The organism is Pseudomonas sp. GL-R-19 (assembly GCF_019956375.1).
In the GTDB taxonomy this organism is placed as follows: domain Bacteria; phylum Pseudomonadota; class Gammaproteobacteria; order Pseudomonadales; family Pseudomonadaceae; genus Aquipseudomonas.
The window spans coordinates 1-17,149 of record NZ_JAHBDJ010000029.1 but is presented as its reverse complement, the minus strand read 5'-3'; the positions used below and the strand labels follow the sequence as shown (position 1 = coordinate 17,149).

4 protein-coding genes are annotated in these 17,149 nt (G+C 64.2%); all 4 read left to right on the top strand.

Annotated features, from left to right (window positions below):
• Positions 1-28 precede the first annotated feature (28 nt).
• The 4 genes from KGA83_RS16090 to KGA83_RS16075 all read left to right on the top strand — a co-directional run bounded on the left by KGA83_RS16090 (position 29) and on the right by KGA83_RS16075 (position 17,063).
• Positions 29-1,087, top strand: a complete 1,059-nt coding sequence (locus KGA83_RS16090; RefSeq protein ID WP_223530165.1) for a TauD/TfdA family dioxygenase — start codon at positions 29-31, stop codon at positions 1,085-1,087.
• A gap of 11 nt (positions 1,088-1,098) precedes the next feature.
• On the top strand, positions 1,099-4,197 hold the full coding sequence (locus KGA83_RS16085; RefSeq protein WP_223530164.1) for a non-ribosomal peptide synthetase: 3,099 nt from the start codon (positions 1,099-1,101) through the stop codon (positions 4,195-4,197).
• Complete coding sequence (locus KGA83_RS16080) at positions 4,194-15,998, top strand: amino acid adenylation domain-containing protein (RefSeq protein ID WP_223530163.1); 11,805 nt, start codon at positions 4,194-4,196, stop codon at positions 15,996-15,998. Before KGA83_RS16085 ends, KGA83_RS16080 begins: the two co-directional genes overlap by 4 nt.
• Before the next feature lie 93 nt (positions 15,999-16,091).
• Positions 16,092-17,063, top strand: coding sequence for an alpha/beta hydrolase (locus KGA83_RS16075; RefSeq protein ID WP_223530162.1), 972 nt, complete (start codon positions 16,092-16,094; stop codon positions 17,061-17,063).
• Positions 17,064-17,149: the final 86 nt, after the last annotated feature.

Genomic DNA, 17,149 nt, shown 5'->3' with positions numbered 1-17,149 from the left:
TCGCCGTCATCATTTTCTGGAGGGGTTTATGACCGTTTCAACGACCAGGTCCATGCCCAAGATGGGTCGTGGTGCCCGCAAAAGCCTGTCCACCGATCCGACGCGGCTGGTGAGTTTCGCACCGATGTTCGAAGGCCTCAGCATGCCGCTGGTGTGCCGTCCGGTTGTGTCCGGCGTAAGCCTGGTGGAATGGGCGAGCCAGAATCGCGCGCTGATCGACAGCAAGCTGCTGGAACACGCGGTGATCCTGTTCCGTGGCTTCCAGGTGGCCGATATCGGCGAGTTCAATCGCTGCGTCGATGCAATTTCCGGCGGTGCCCTGGAGTACCTGTTCCGCGCCTCGCCACGGACCCAGATCAGCGGCCAGTTCAAGATCTACAGCTCCACCGATTACCCGGCGGCGGAGAAAATCTTCCCGCACAACGAACACTCCTATTCGCCGGTGTTCCCGCGTCACCTGTATTTCTACTGCGACACGCCGTCGACTACCGGTGGCGAAACACCCTTTGGCGATACCCGCCGGATCCTCGCGCGGATCGACCCGGCGGTGCGCGAAGAATTTGCCCGCAAACGCATCATGTACGTGCGCAACTACGGCGACGGCATGGGCCTGCCATGGCAGACCGTGTTCCAGAGCGAGGACCGCGCCGAGGTCGAAGCCTACTGCGGCAAAATCGGCATCCAGGCCGAGTGGAAACCGGGCAACCGCCTGCGCACCCGGCAAAACGGCCCGGCCATCGTGCGCCACCCACTGACCGGCGAGCGCATCTGGTTCAACCACGGCACCTTCTTCAACGCACTGACCCTGCCGGACAGCATCCGCGACAACCTGCTGCGTGAATTCGGCCCGCAAGACTTGCCGCAGAACACCTTCTTCGGCGACGGCTCGCCGATTCCCGACGAGGTGATTCGCCACCTGCAAGGCATCTACCGCGAGGTGATGGTCGAGTTCGCCTGGGAGAAGGGCGACGTGGTGCTGCTCGACAACATCCTCAGCGTGCATGCGCGCAACGAATTCACCGGCTACAGAAAAATCCTCACGGCCATGGCCATCGCGCAGAAAAGCGCCGACCTGGATCAGGAATAAGGACACCCGACATGAACACCACCGCCCTCGAACCTTCGGTAGACGTATTCCAGACTTCGACCCAGCAGGCCTTTTATTTGCGTGCCCAGGAGCTGGGCGCACGGCCGCTGTTCGCCGCGCTGACGTTGCCCGTCGCCAGGCCAGCGGATACTCAGGCGTTGCGCACGGCACTGGAAACACTGGGCCGGCGCCATGAAATCCTGCGCACGCTGTACCGCCGCCTGCGGGGCATGAAGTGGCCGGTGCAAAGCCTGTGCGATGCGCTGCCGCTCACACTGCTGGGCAGCCAGCCTTCGGTGGCCGAGGCCTTGAGCCGCAGCCGTGAAGTCATGGTTGAAGATTCGAATCAGGCGCTGGTGGTGGCGCAGGTTGAAGACGGAGCAGGGCAGCCGCTCATCACCTTGCTGGCCCCGGCAAGCAGCTTCGACGAGGCCTCGCTGCGGGTGTTGGCGAGTGAACTGGGCAGCCTGCTGCGCGGTGAAACCCTGGGCGGCGACGAGGAGGTGCTGCAATACCTGGACTACAGCGCATGGCAGGAAGAACTGCGCGAAGAGGATATCGGCCACCAGGGCGCGGCGTTCTGGCGCAATCTGCAACAGCAGTTCGCCGTGGCCCATCGCTTGCCGTTCGAAAAAACCGTCGCTGTCACGCTGCTTCGTCATCAGGCAACGTTGATCGACGCCCCGTGGTTGGCTGGCGTGCAACGGGTCGCTGGCGAAACGGGCGTAGAAGCAGAGCAATTGGCGCTATTGCTGTGGACCGCATTCGTTGCGCGCATCGGCCATCAGGAAAAGCTGCTGATGGGCTGGCAGGTAGACGGGCGTAACGAGCAAACCAGCGCCACCCTCGGACGCTTCGCCCGGCGTTTGCCGGTGGCTTTCGAGCACCGCAGCCAGCAAACCCTGGCGCAAGCGTTGGTGGCGTTTGCCGCCAGCGTCGAACAGTCGCTGTCGTGGCTCGATTGCCTCAACGAATTCGAACTGAGCGCCGAAGGCACCGCGCCGCTGCGTTACGGCTTTGTCTATCAGGCCGCCATTGAAAGCGCTATCGAAGTGGACGACGGCAACCCCGAAGTCCTGCGCCTGCGTGTTCAGGGGAAACAGTTGCAGTTGTCGTGTCTTGACGGGGCGCTGCCCGAATCGATGCTGGTCGAATGGCTGGAGCAGTTTGTCGAGTTCAGTCGTCAATTGTTGGCATCGCCCGAGCTGACCCTGGCTCAGGCAAGTCTGGTCAACGACGCACAACTGAGCCGCCTGATCGAAGGCTTCAACCCGAACGCCACCGAGCAGACATTGCCGTGCCGCTTCCTGCAAGAACTGTTCAGCGAACAGGCGCGCCTGCATCCGCAACGCATCGCCCTGAGCGTCAACGGCCAGCGTCTGACCTATGCCGAAGTGGATGCGCGTTCCAATCAGGTGGCCAATACCCTGCGCACCCAAGGCGTGGCGCCGGACCAGATCGTGGCGGTCTACGGCCAACGTTCGCAGGAAATGGTCATCGCGTTGTTGGGCACGCTCAAGGCCGGCGCTGCGTATTTGCCGCTGGACCCGAACTACCCGATCGAACGTCTGGCGTTCATGCTCGCCGATACCGGCGCGCGCCAGGTGCTGGCCTGCCAGGCGCTGCCGGATGCATTACACAGTGAACGGACCATTTCCCTGATACCGGGGGCCGAAGTCTGGTCCGCCGCGCCAACCCGGCCTGAGCCTCAGGGCGACAGCGCCAACCTGGCCTACGTCATCTACACCTCCGGCTCCACCGGCAAACCCAAGGGCGTGATGATCAGCCATGCCAACGCCCTGGCCTCGACCCTGGCGCGCAATGGCTTTTATCGTCAGCCGCTGCGCGGGTTCCTGATGCTCTCATCGTTCTCCTTCGACAGCTCGGTAGCCGGGGTTTTCTGGGCGCTGGGGCAGGGCGCGACCCTGTGCCTGCCGGACGAAGACAGCTACAAGGACCCGGCCCGATTGGCCGAGCTGATCCAGCGCGAAAAGGTTTCCCACTACCTGACCTTGCCGTCCTACCACGCACAGATTCTCGAACACCTCGACCGCCAGGTGCTGGCCTGTGTGATCGTCGCCGGCGAAGCCTGCGGCAATGCACTGGTGCAGCGACATCGCGAGGCATTGCCGGGGGTAGCGCTGGTCAACGAATACGGCCCGACCGAAGGCACCGTGTGGTGTTCGGCCTGGGAGCTGCCGCTCGGTCAAGCGGATGACAGCGTGCCGATCGGCCAGCCGATTGCCGGCATGCGCATCCACGTGCTCGGTCCGGACCTGCAACCGGTGGCCGTGGGCGTCGAAGGCGAGTTGTATGTCGGCGGTGCCGGCATTGCCCGGGGTTATCTGCAACGGGCCACGCTGACGGCCGAGCGTTTTGTCCCCGACCTGTTCGCGAAGGCGGCGGGCCAGCGCCTGTACCGCACCGGCGACCTGGCGCGCTATCGCGCCGAGGGCGTGCTGGAGTATCTGGGCCGGGTCGATCACCAGGTGAAAATCCGCGGCTTCCGCATTGAACTGGGCGAAATCGAGTCGGCCATGCGCAGCGCTCCCGGCATCGAAGACGCCGCCGTGATTGCCCGGGAAACCCCGACCGGCCCGCAACTGCTGGGCTTCGTCGTGTCCCCGGCCGACACCGCCGACATCCGCCTCAACGAGTTGCGCAGCCATCTGGCCGAAACGCTGCCCGAGCACCTGCAACCGGCGCGCTTGCAGGTGCTGGAGCGTTTCCCGCTGATGCCCAACGGCAAACTCAATCGCCAGGCCTTGCTCGATCTCGATGTGCGCCGCAGCGTCTTCGTCGCGCCGCGCAACGACCTGGAAAAAAACCTGGCGGCGATCTGGGCCGAAGCGCTGCACGTCGAGCGTGTCGGCGTGCACGACAACTTCTTCGAACTCGGCGGGCACTCGTTGCTGGCCACGCGCATTCGTGCGCGGATACAGGAAGAACTGAACCTGGCGATCCCGCTCAAGCTGTTTTTCGACGGTGACACCCTGGAACGCCTGGCGGCGCAGATCGAGCAGTTCCGCCACCACAGTGAGCATAAAGAAAACGATGTAGACGCCCTTGAAGCGTTGTTCGACGAAGTGGATGAGGAACACGCGCGATGAGTGCTGCACCGGACAGAATGATGACCCTGGCCCAGCGTTTCTGCGGCTTGAGCGCGGACGCCCGGCGTGCGTTGCAACAGAAGATGCACGCCCAGGGGCTGACCCTGGAACTGCTGCCGATTCCGCCACGGGACCGCAGCGTAGACACGCTGCCGGCGTCCTACGCGCAGCAGCGCTTGTGGCTCCTCTGGCAGATGCAGCCCCAGGCCACCGCCTACAACCTGACCGGTGCCTTCCGCCTGAATGGCGAGCTGAACAGCGACGCACTGGCGCAAACCCTGAGCGCGCTGGTGCAGCGTCATGAAGTGCTACGCACCACCTTCGTCTTCGATGATCAGCAAGTACTGCAAAAGATTCACCCACGGATGGATGCGCCGCTGGTCGAAGTCAGCGCTGGCGACGAGGTCGAACTGCAACGGCAGATCGCCCTGAACGCCGAGCAGCCGTTCGACCTGCAGCACGGCCCGTTGATGCGTTGCCGCCTGATCCGCCTCGATGCGCAGCAACATGTACTGGTGCTGACCTTCCACCACATCGTTACCGACGGCGGCTCGTTGCCGATTCTGTTGCAGGAGTTCACTCGGCTCTATGCGCAGTTCAGTGCCGGGCAGGCCGCGAAGCTGCCGGCGCTGGGCATCCAATACGCCGACTTCGCCCGTTGGCAGCGCCTGTGGCTGGAGGCCGGCGAGGCCGAACGTCAACTCGATTACTGGCGCGAGCAGTTGGGCGGTGAACATCCGCCACTGAACCTGCCGACCGACCGTCGTCGCCCGGCGATCCCGAGCCAGCAGGGCGCCAGCGTCGAGCTGGAAATCTCCACTGCGTTGACCGCTCGACTGCGGGATCTTGCCCGCGGCGAAGGCTGCACCTTGTTCATGCTGCTGATGGCGGCGTTGCAGACATTGTTGCATCGCTACAGCGGCGAACAGGACATCCGCGTCGGCGTGCCGATTGCCAACCGTACCCGCCAGGACGTGGAAAACCTGCTGGGTTTTTTCGTCAACACCCAGGTGCTGCGCAGCCAGCCACGGGCCGACCAGCCGTTCGGGCAGTTTCTCGCCGAGATAAAAGCCGCGGCCCTCGGCGCACAGGCCCATCAGGACTTGCCCTTCGAGCAACTGGTCGATGGCCTGGGGGTGGAACGCAGCCTGAGCCACACGCCGCTGTTCCAGGTGATGTTCAACCACCAGCGCGACAGCGGCGGCCCGCAACGCTGGGACCTGCCGGGGCTGAGCGTCGAACCGCTGATCTGGGACGAAAAGACCACCAAGTTCGACCTGATGCTCGACACCGTCGAAAGCGACGAGGGTATCCACGTGTCGTTCGTCTACGCCACCGAACTGTTCGACGCCTCGACCATCGAGCGCCTCGGCCGGCACTGGCTGAACCTGTTGCAGGCGATTTGCACTGACAGCACGGTTGCCCTGGCGGACCTGTGCATGCTCGACGCCGCCGAGCAGCAGGCCACCTTGCTCGACTGGAATCGCACTGCCGGGTTGAACAGCGATCAGCCGAACCTGTTGTGCGCCCATCAACTGATCGAGGCCCAGGCCGCCGCGCACCCGAACAACATCGCCGTGACCTGCGACGGCGTCACCCTCACTTACGCCGAACTGAACAGCCGCGCCAACCGTATCGCCCATCGCCTGCGCGAGCGCGGCGTCGGCCCGGACGTGTTGGTGGGCATCGCCCTGGAGCGTTCGCTGGAGATGATCGTCAGCCTGCTGGCGATCCTCAAGGCCGGTGGCGCCTACGTGCCGCTGGACCCGCAATACCCGCAGGATCGCCTGGCCTACATGCTCGCCGACAGCGGCACGCGCCTGTTGCTGACCGATTCGGCGCTGATGCCGCGCCTGCCGTTGAACGAAGGCATTGAAGTGATCTGCCTCGATCACGCCATCGACTGGCTGCTCGAGGCCAGTGCCGACAATCTGCCGAACCTGACCGCGCCAGCGAACCTGGCCTACGTCATCTATACCTCCGGTTCCACCGGCAAACCCAAAGGCACGCTGCTGCCCCACAGCAACCTGACGCGCCTGTTCAGTGCTACGGAACACTGGTTCGGTTTCAATGGGCAGGATGTGTGGAGCCTGTTCCACTCCTATGCCTTCGACTTTTCCGTGTGGGAAATCTTTGGTGCGCTGTTCTACGGCGGCAAGCTGGTGGTGGTGCCCCACGCGGCCAGCCGCTCCCCGGAAGATTTCGCCCGCTTGCTCAGCGACGAGCGCGTCACCGTACTCAACCAGACGCCCTCGGCCTTTCGCCAGTTGCTGCCGTTCGCCTGCGCCAACGCACAAGACATGGCCCTGCGCTGCGTGGTGTTCGGCGGCGAGGCGCTGGACGTGGCCAGCCTGCGTCCGTGGTACGACGCCTTCGATGACCGGCAACCGTTGCTGATCAACATGTACGGCATCACCGAAACCACGGTGCACGTGAGCTACCGTCCACTGTCCCGCGCCGACCTCGATGGCGCCAACAACTCGCCGCTGGGGGAGCCGATCAGTGATCTGCGCTGGTACGTGCTCGGCCCGAGCCTGAACCCGGTGGCCAAAGGCTGCGTCGGTGAGTTGTATGTCGGCGGTGCCGGCCTGGCCCGTGGTTATCACCGGCGGCCCGATCTGACCGCCATTCGGTTCGTCCCGGACCTGTTTACCAACGAAACCGGGGCACGCCTGTATCGCACCGGCGATCTGGCACGGTACTGCGCCGATGGCAGCATCGAGTACGCCGGACGTATCGACCATCAAGTGAAGATCCGTGGTTTTCGCATCGAACTGGGGGAAATCCAGGATCGCCTGCAAAGCCATCCGGCCATCGAACAAACGCTGGTGCTGGCGCCCGAGGTCAATGGCAGCCCGCAGCTGGTCGCATGGTTTACCGCGAGCGGCGACGCCAGCGATTTGCGCCAGTCCCTGCGCGAACACTTGCAGGCCGGTTTGCCGGACTACATGGTGCCGGCGCATCTGATCAAACTCGAGCAATGGCCGCTGACCAGCAACGGCAAACTTGATCGTGGTGCACTGCCCAAGCCCGACGCAGCATTGGCGCAGCAGGCTTACACGGCGCCGAACGATGAGCTGCAAACCGAATTGGCAGCGATCTGGCAGGACGTGCTCAAGCTTGAGCGCGTGGGCATCGACGACAACTTCTTCGAACTGGGCGGCGACTCGATCATCTCGATCCAGGTGGTCAGCCGCGCGCGTCAGGCCGGGATTCGCATTACCCCCCGGGACCTGTTCCAGCACCAGACCGTGCAGAGCCTGGCGAAGGTCGCTGTACGCAGCGCCGGGCTGGTGATCGATCAGGGACCGGTGCGTGGCGAAGTGTTGCTGACGCCGATCCAGCACTGGTTCTTCGAACACGACATCGAGGCCCTGCATCACTGGAACCAGTCGCTGCTGCTGGACCTGCGCGAGCCGCTGCACAGCGCCAGCCTGCAACAGGCCTTGGTCGCATTGGTTGAGCATCACGATGCATTGCGCCTGCGTTTGCGTAATGTCGATGGCGTCTGGCAACAGGCCCAGGCCGAGCAGTGGAACAGCGTCGAGGTGCTGTGGCGGCGCCAGGCTGCCAATGCCGATGAGTTGCTGGAGCTGTGCAACGCCGCGCAAGCCAGCCTGAATCTGCAGGATGGCCCGCTGTTGCGCGCCTTGTTGGTGGACATGGGCGCGGCGGGTCAGCGCCTGTTGCTGGTGGTGCATCACCTGGCGGTGGACGGCGTGTCCTGGCGATTGCTGCTGGAAGATTTGCAAACCGCGTATCAACAAGCGCAGCAGGCTCAACCTCTGCGTCTGCCATTGAAAACCAGCGCCTATCAGGCCTGGGCCGCTCGCCTGCAATCCCATGCGCAAAGTGCTGAACTGGCCAGCCAGGTCAGTTACTGGCAAGACCAGTACCGCGACGTGCAGGTGGAACTGCCCGCCGACAATCCCCAGGGCAGTCTGGCCCGTCAGCATGCCGTGAGCGTGGAAACCGTGCTCGACAGCACCTTGACCCGCCAACTGCTGCAGGATGCCCCGGCGGCGTACCGCACCCAGGTCAACGACCTGTTGCTGACCGCATTGGCACGGGTGCTGGGCAACTGGACCGGTCAATCATCGACGCTGGTCAAACTGGAAGGCCACGGCCGCGAAGACCTGTTCGACGACATCGACCTGACCCGCACCCTGGGCTGGTTCACCTCGATCTTCCCGGTGAAACTCACCCCGGCGGGTGATCTGGCCGCGAGCATCAAAGCGGTCAAGGAACAGCTGCGCGCCGTGCCCGACAAAGGCATCGGCTTCGGCATCCTGCGCTATCTGGCCGACGCCGGCCTTGAGGATCTGCCGTCGCCGCAGGTCACCTTCAACTACATGGGCCAGTTCGACGCCAGCTTCGACGAACAGGCGCCGTGGCGTCCGGCCCGGGAAAGCAGTGGCGCCGAACAGGGCGCGTCGGCTGGACTGGACCGGGGCCTGAGCATCAACGGCCAGGTCTACGCCGGGCAACTGTGCTTAAGCTGGACCTTCAGTAGCGAAGTGTTCAAACCGCGGACCGTGCAGCGTCTGGCCGATGCCTATGGGTTGGAACTGCAGCAGCTGATCGAACATTGCCTGAGCGGTGCCGGCGGGTTGACCCCGAGCGACGTGCCGCTGGTGCGCGTCGATCAGGCGCAGCTGGATGCCTTGCCGCTGACGGCGGGGCAGATCGAAGACATCCTGCCACTGTCGCCGATGCAGCAAGGCATGTTGTTCCACAGCCTGTTCGCCCCGGATGCCGGGGCCTACGTGCCGCAGATGCGCGTGGATGTGCAGGGGCTCGACGTCGAGGCGTTCCGCGATGCCTGGCAACAGACACTGCAGCGCCATGAGGTGCTGCGCGCGGCGTTCTTCAGCGAAAGCAACGGCTCGCGGCCGCTGCAAGTGATCCTGGCCGACGCGACGTTGCCGCTGACCGTGCTCGACTGGCGCGATCAAACCAAGGTGACCGAAGCGCTGGATCGCCTGGCTGAGGACGACCGTTTGCGCGGTTTCGACCTGACGTTGGCGCCGTTGCTGCGCCTGACGCTGGTGCAGACCGCCGATGACAGCCATCACCTGATCTTCACTAACCACCACATCTTGCTGGACGGCTGGAGCACCTCGCAGTTGTTCGGCGAAGTACTGCAACGCTACTCGGGTGTCATGCCGGCGCCGGGTGTTGGCCGATATCGCGACTACATGAGCTGGCTGGGCACGCGCGACCGTGCCGCCTGCGAAGCGTTCTGGCTGGAGCAATTGCAGTTGTTCACTGAGCCGACCCGTTTGGCCGGCGCCTTGCCGACGCCTGGGGCGGTGCAGGGCGATGCTCATCGCACCTTGCACCTGAGCCTGGGTCGCGCAGCTACCGAACGCCTGAGCAGCTTTGCCCGTCAGGCCCGCGTCACGCCCAACACCGTGCTGCAAGCGGCTTGGCTGTTGCTGTTGCAGCGCTACACCGGGCAGCAGACTGTGGCGTTCGGCGCCACGGTGTCGGGTCGTCCGAGCGAACTGCAAGGCATCGAGCAGCAGATCGGACTGTTCATCAACACCTTGCCGGTGATCGCCACACCGCACCCCGAACGCACGGTCAGCCAATGGGTCGATGAAGTCCAGGCGCTCAACCTCAGGTTGCGCGAAGTCGAATACACGCCGCTGGCGGACGTGCAGCGTTGGGCCGGTCACTCCGGCGAGGCGCTGTTCGACACCCTGCTGGTGTTCGAAAACTACCCGGTGGCGCAAGCGCTGGAGCAGGGTAACGCCAGCGCGTTGAAGTTTTCCGGTATCAGCAACCACGACCAGACCAGCTTCCCCCTGGCCATTGCCGCCGAACTGGGCGAATGCCTGGATTTGCGTTTCAACTACGACACGGCGCTGTTCAGCGCCGAAGCCATCGAAGGCTTGAGCGCACGTCTGTTGGCGTTGCTCGATGCCATGGTCAGTGCGCCGCAACAGCCCTTGGGGCGCTTGAGCCTGCTCAATGCCGCGCAAACGACGCAGCAGGTCGAAGGCTTCAACCGCACCGCGCAGGCCTGGCCGGATGTGCACCCGGTCTACCAGTGCTTCGAAGCCCAGGCACTGAAGACACCGGACGCACCGGCCCTGGTGTTTACCGGCCAGACCCTCAGCTATCGCGAGCTCAACCAACAGGCCAACCGGCTGGCGCACTACCTGCGCAGCCAGGGCGTCGGTGCCGAAGTGTTGGTGGGCATCGCCGCCGAGCGCTCGCTGGAACTGGTGATCGGCTTGCTGGCGATCATGAAAGCCGGTGGCGCCTACGTGCCGCTGGACCCGGACTACCCGCGCGAACGCCTGGACCACATGTTCGAAGATAGCGGCGTACACCTGCTGCTGACCCAGCGGCATCTGCTGCAACAGTTGCCGATTCCAGCCGCCACCACGGCGATCTGCCTGGACGACATGGCGCCGTTGCTCGAAGGTCTGAGCGAAGAAAACCTGCCCTGCGTGGTCGAGCTGCAATCGCTGGCCTACATGATCTACACCTCCGGCTCCACGGGTAAACCCAAGGGCGCGGCCAACCGTCACGATGCCTTGTACAACCGCCTGGCGTGGATGCAGGGCGCGTACCCACTGGACGGGCGCGACACCGTGTTGCAGAAAACCCCGTTCAGTTTCGACGTGTCGGTCTGGGAGTTCTTCTGGCCGCTGATGGTGGGTGCACGCCTGGCCGTGGCCGAACCGGGTGCCCATCGCGATCCGGCGCGACTGGTCAGCCTGATCGAGCAGTACCAGGTCAGCACCCTGCATTTCGTGCCGTCGATGTTGCAGGCGTTTGTCCAGGGCGAAGGCTTCGAACGTTGCGCCAGCCTGCGGCAGATCCTGTGCAGCGGTGAAGCCTTGTCGGCGGACTTGCAGCACAGCCTGTTCCGCGTGCTGCCCAATGTCGGCCTGTACAACCTGTACGGCCCGACCGAAGCGGCCATCGACGTGACCCACTGGACCTGTGTCGACGACGGCGGCATCAGCGTGCCGATCGGATATCCGATTGCCAATCTGGTGACCTACATCCTCGACGACAGTCTGCAACCGCAAGTCCAGGGTTGCGTCGGTGAGCTGTACCTGGGTGGCATCGGCCTGGCCCGTGGTTATCACAACCGCCCGGACCTGACCGCCGAGCGCTTTGTCGCCAGCCCGTTCGGTGAGCAGGGCGAGCGTCTGTACCGTACCGGCGACCTGGCGCGCTACCGCGAAGACGGCGTGATCGAATACGTCGGGCGCATCGACCATCAAGTGAAGATCCGTGGCTTGCGCATCGAGCTGGGGGAAATCGAGGCCTGTCTGCTGGAGCATCCACAGGTGCGCGAAGCGGTGGTGATCGCCCTCGATGTCGGCAAATCCAAACAACTGGTGGCTTACGTCGTAGGTCCTGCCGCCCTTGATCCACTCAAGCAACACCTGCGCAACGCGCTGCCCGAGCACATGCAGCCGAGCCACGTGCTGCTGCTCGATCAGTTGCCGGTGACACCCAACGGCAAACTCGACCGCCGCGCATTGCCACAGCCGGACCCGCAAGTGCGCGAATACGTTGCTCCGCGCAATGCCGTGGAAGCGACGTTGCAAGCGGTGTGGCAAGCATTGTTCGAAGTGCCGCAGATTGGCATGCAGGACAACTTCTTCGAGCTGGGCGGCGACTCCATCGTCTCGATCCAGGCCGTCAGCCGCGCACGCAAGGCTGGGTTGAGCATTTCCCCCAAGGATGTGTTCAGCCATCCGACCCTTGCCGAACTGGCGACGGTGGCCCAGCCGGTCGGTGCGGATCAAGCCGTGCCGACGCTGGTTGTACCGGTAGCAAAAATCGAACTGAGTGAAGCGCAGTGTCAGGCGCTGGAATTGACGGCGGACGAAATCGAAGACGTCTATCCGCTGTCGCCGATGCAGCAGGGCATGCTGTTCCACTCGGTGCAGGACGGCGACTCGGGGCTGTACGTCAACCAGATCGAAGTGGGCGTGCGCGGCGTTGACGGGGCGCGTTTTCGCGAGGCTTGGGCCGATGCTGCCCAACGTCACGGGATTCTGCGCACCGCATTCCTCTGGGAAGGCGACAAGGAACCGCTGCAAGTGGTGCTGCGTGACGCGCCGTCCCTGCTCACCGAACTGGACTGGCGCGGGCTGGAAAATCAGCCTGAGCGCGTCCAGCAACTGGCCCTCGAGGAGCGCGAACGCGGCTTCTCGTTGAACCGTGCGCCGCTGTTGCGCCTGTTGCTGGTGCGTCTGGAGGACGACCGTTATCGCCTGATCTGGACCTACCACCACATCCTCATGGACGGCTGGAGCGTGTCGCGCCTGATCGGTGAAGTGCTGCGTCATTACAGCGGTGAGGAGCACGAGCCGGTGGCTACCTATCGCGACTACATCCACTGGCTTGGCCAGCAAGCCGCCGAAGCCAGCGAGGCCTTCTGGAAAGGCAAACTGAGCAATCTGGAAGGCGCCACGCACTTGGCCCGCGCCTTGCCGGTCAAGGCGCCGCAAGCGGGTTATCACGCGATCTACACGCACCTGAGCGCACAGCAGACCGCGGGTTTGCAGGCGTTTGCCCAGCAACAGCAAGTGACCCTCAACACCCTGGTGCAAGCCGCGTGGCTGCTGTTGTTGCAGCGCTACACCGGCCAGCGCACCGTAACCTTCGGCGCCACGGTGTCCGGCCGCCCGGAAACCCTCAACGGCTCGGAGAACATGCTCGGGCTGTTCATCAACACCTTGCCGGTGGTCAGTAGCGTGCCGACCGAAACCAGCGTCGGCGACTGGCTGCGGGAGATCCAGGCCTACAACCTCGACATCCGCGACTTTCAGCAGACCCCGCTCAGCGATATCCAGCGCTGGGCCGGGCAGGGCGGGCAGGCGTTGTTCGACAGTATCATCGTGTTCGAAAACCAGCCGGTGGACCGCACCCTGCGCGAGTGGAACGGCGACTCCCTGCGCTTCGAGGACGTGTCCGATTTCGGCCTGACCAGCTTCGCCATGGACCTGATGGTCAGCCTCGACGAAGGGCTGCGCATCGAGTACATGCACCAGCGCGATCAGTTCGATCTGGCCACCGTCGAAACCCTGCGCAGCCACATGGAAAGCCTGATGCAGCGCCTGTGCGACGACGCCGGGCGCGCCGTCGGTGAGCTGGGCCTGCTGACCCTGGACGAAGGCCGGGCGCTGGACGGCGAGCTGCCAGTGATGGCCGGGGGTGACGAGACGCCGGTGCACGAACTGATCCGTCAGCGTGCGCGACTGCAACCGGATCACACGGCGCTGGTGCTCAGTTATGCCGACCGCGACGCCGAGCACTTGAGCTACGCCGAACTGGACCGGCGCTCCGATGCCCTGGCGGTGCATCTGCTGCAACAAGGCGTGCAGGCCGAAGACGTGATCGGCGTGTTCATGGAGCGCTCGCTGGAACTGCTGGTGTCGCTGCTGGCGGTGATGAAATGCGGCGCCGCCTACGTGCCGCTGGACCCGCAATACCCGCAGGAACGACTGCGCTACATGATGGCCGACAGCGACATGCGCCTGTTGCTGACCCAGGAGCGTCTGCGTGATTCAGCGCAACTCAACCCAGGCACGGCGATGGTCGCGGTGGATCGCTTGAACCTCGACGTCGAGGTGCCTGCACCGCAATGCGCGGTGCATGCCGAGCAACTGGCCTACCTGATCTATACCTCGGGCTCCACCGGCAAGCCGAAAAGCGTCGCCGTGGCCCACGGGCCGCTGAGCATGCACGTGCAGGCCATCGCCAAGCTGTACGAGATGGACCCGGACAATCGCGAACTGCATTTCATGTCGTTCGCCTTCGATGGCGCCCATGAGCGCTGGATCACCGCGCTGATCAGCGGCTCGACCCTGGTGATCCGCGACAACACCTTGTGGACCGCCGAACAGACCCTGGCCGTGCTGCACCGCCAGCGCATCAGCGTCGCCTGCTTCCCGCCGGCGTACCTGCTGCAACTGGCCGAACACGCCGAACTGCAGGGTGGCGATCCGCCGCCGGTGCGCATCTATTGCTTCGGTGGCGATGCGGTGCCGGACGCCACCTTCGAACGGGTCAAGCACACACTCAAACCGCAATTCCTGGTCAATGGCTACGGCCCGACGGAAACCGTGGTCACGCCGCTGCTGTGGAAAATCGCCGCCGACGGCCAGTGCCAGGCGATGTACGCGCCGATTGGCCAACGCGTCGGCAGCCGCAGCCTGCACGTGCTGGACATGGACCTCAACCCGCTGCCGGTGGGCATGGTCGGCGAGTTGTACATCGGCGGGCGCGGTGTCGCGCGCGGCTACCATCGCCACCCGTGGCAGTCTGCCGAGCGCTTCGTCGCCGACCTGTTCAGCACCGAGGGTGGGCGCCTGTACCGCACCGGTGACCTGGTGCGCCGTCGAGAGGATGGCGTGTTCGACTACGTCGGGCGCATCGACCATCAGGTCAAGGTGCGGGGCTTCCGCATCGAACTGGGCGAAATTGAAGCCCGCTTGCGCGAGCAGGCCGGGATCAACGATGCGCTGGTGGTGGTGCGTGACAACGGGCAGGGGCCGCAACTGGTGGGCTATGTGGTCGCGGCGCAAGACGACGGCCTCGGCCCGCGTTGTCAGGCGGCATTGCGCGAAAGCCTGCCCGACTACATGGTGCCGACGCAGGTCGTGGTGCTGCCGCGCTTCCCGCTGACCCCCAACGGCAAGCTCGACCGCAAGGCCCTGCCGACCCCGGCCTTCACCGGTCGCGACTACGTGGCACCGCGCACGCCGCTGGAATGGGCGCTGGCAGACATCTGGCAGCAGGTGCTGGGCATCGAAAAGATTGGCATTACCGACAACTTCTTCGAGTTGGGCGGTGACTCGCTGCGCACCCTCAAGGTGATCTCGAAAGTGCGTGCCCTGAATGAGCCGAACTTCCAGCTCAAGCTGCGGGACATGATGGCCAGGCCGACGATTGCCGGGTTGTCCGGTGTCGATGAACAGCCGCTGCGACAGAGTCCGCAACCGCTGTTGCTGCTTAATCAGGTGGTGAGTGATCAGCCGCCGCTGTTCTGCCTGCATGCCGGTTTCGGCACAGTGTTCGATTACGAGCCGTTGGCGCGGCGCCTGGAGGGTGAGCGCACGGTGTACGGCGTGCAATGCCGGATGCTGCTCGACCGGCAGTGGCACGACACCTCGCTGGCGCAGATGGCCGCCGACTACGTCGAGGCGATCCGCGCCCGGCAACCCCAAGGGCCGTATCACGTGCTGGGCTGGTCGCTGGGCGGGGCGTTGGCGTTGCTGGTGAGTGACCAGTTCGAACGGCAGGGCCAGCGTGTGGCGTTCCTCGGTCTGGTGGACAGCTTTGTGCCGACCCAGGCCAATGCCGTCGCCAGCCCGGAGGAGTGGTGCGCGGATTTGTCCGAATTCCTTGGTGTCACCCTGGGCATGGACGATGCGGTGATCGCCCGGGTGTTGAGTAGCGAGTCGACAGGGGACCACGACGCCGTGGCGCGGATCATACGCGCGGTGATCGAAAGCCAAAGCGATCAGGCCAGCGGTTACGCGCTGCTCGGCGCCGACGAGTTGGCCCAGACATTCATGGTCAGCACGCGCTTGAAGGCGCTGTCACGGCAGGTCGAAACCTTGCCGATTGCGCAAGCCGAGCTGCATTGCTGGTGGGCCGATGGCAACCCGACAGCCGAACGCGCGACCCTGGAGCGTCAGCAACCACGGCTGCGCAAGGTGCAAACGGTGACGGCCGGCCACTTCGATATCCTGCAGCAGGATGAGTGCCTGGATGCCGTGCTGGCGGCGCTTGGACGGGAGGTGGTGCCGCAGCTCTAGGGCTTGCCCGCGACAAAAACAGGCTCGCCCTAATGAACGGTCCTCACGGTTCGTTTATTGGGCGAGCCTGTTTATTTTTGGAGACTACCGCCCATGGCACTCCACCCGGACATCGAAGGATTTCTAGAGCTGGCCGAGTTCGGCCGTCTCAGTGGCAAAAGCCAGCCCATGCATGAGCTGAGCCCTGGCGAAGCGCGGCAGCAATTCGAACAGACCTCACAGTTACTCGATGCGGCCCCGACGGACACGTTGACAGTGACAGCGGTCAGCGTAGCGGCGCGGGACGGGCATTTACTCAATGCGCGGCTGTACGCCAAACCGCAACCGCAACCGGACGAGGCACCGCTCCCGGTATTGTTGTACTTCCATGGCGGCGGCTACGTGGTGGGCAGCCTCGATTCCCACGACACCCTGTGCCGACGCCTGGCGCTGGCCGGGGAGTTTGCCGTGTTGTCGGCGGATTATCGCCTGGCACCGGAACACCGTTTTCCCACCGCTTACAACGATGCCGAAGACATCACTCGTTGGCTCGCCATCACCGGTGCCAAAGGGCTGGGGCTGGATGCGAGACGGATCGCACTGGCCGGGGACAGCGTCGGCGGCAGCCTGGTGGCATCGCTGTGCATCGCCATTGCCCAGGACCCATTGGGTTGGCCGCTTGTACCGCGCCTGCAAGTGTTGCTGTACCCGGTGATCGATGCGGTAAAAAAGCGCCCGTCTCTTACGCGGTTCGCCGAAGGCTATCTGCTGGAAGCCACCACGCTGGAGTGGTTCTACCAGCAGTATCAACGCAGCGAAGCCGACCGCAACGACTGGCGATTTTCGCCGCTGTACGCCGAGCGCCTGCAACGGCTGACGCCCACCATCCTGTGGCTGGCCGAGTACGATCCATTGCTCGATGAAGGCCTTGCCTGGGCCGAGCAACTGCGGACCGGGGGGCAAGCCGTGGTGCTGGAGGTGAAGGCCGGCATGACCCACGACTTTGCGCGCATGGGCGAAATGGTCCAGGAAGTGCCGGGGATGCTGGCGCAACTGGCGGCGCAGATCAGCGAGAGTTTGGCCTGACGTATGGCGTAGTGATCAGCGACGCGGTCCCCCTGTGGGAGCGAGCCTGCTCGCGATGGCGGTGTGTCAGTCACATTGATTTTGAA

Excerpts from the sequence above, each read along its gene's own strand:
- KGA83_RS16090 (WP_223530165.1), top strand. The coding sequence starts at position 29 with ATGACCGTTTCAACGACCAGGTCCATGCCCAAGATGGGTCGTGGTGCC.
- KGA83_RS16085 (WP_223530164.1), top strand. The coding sequence starts at position 1,099 with ATGAACACCACCGCCCTCGAACCTTCGGTAGACGTATTCCAGACTTCG.
- KGA83_RS16080 (WP_223530163.1), top strand. The coding sequence starts at position 4,194 with ATGAGTGCTGCACCGGACAGAATGATGACCCTGGCCCAGCGTTTCTGC.
- KGA83_RS16075 (WP_223530162.1), top strand. The coding sequence starts at position 16,092 with ATGGCACTCCACCCGGACATCGAAGGATTTCTAGAGCTGGCCGAGTTC.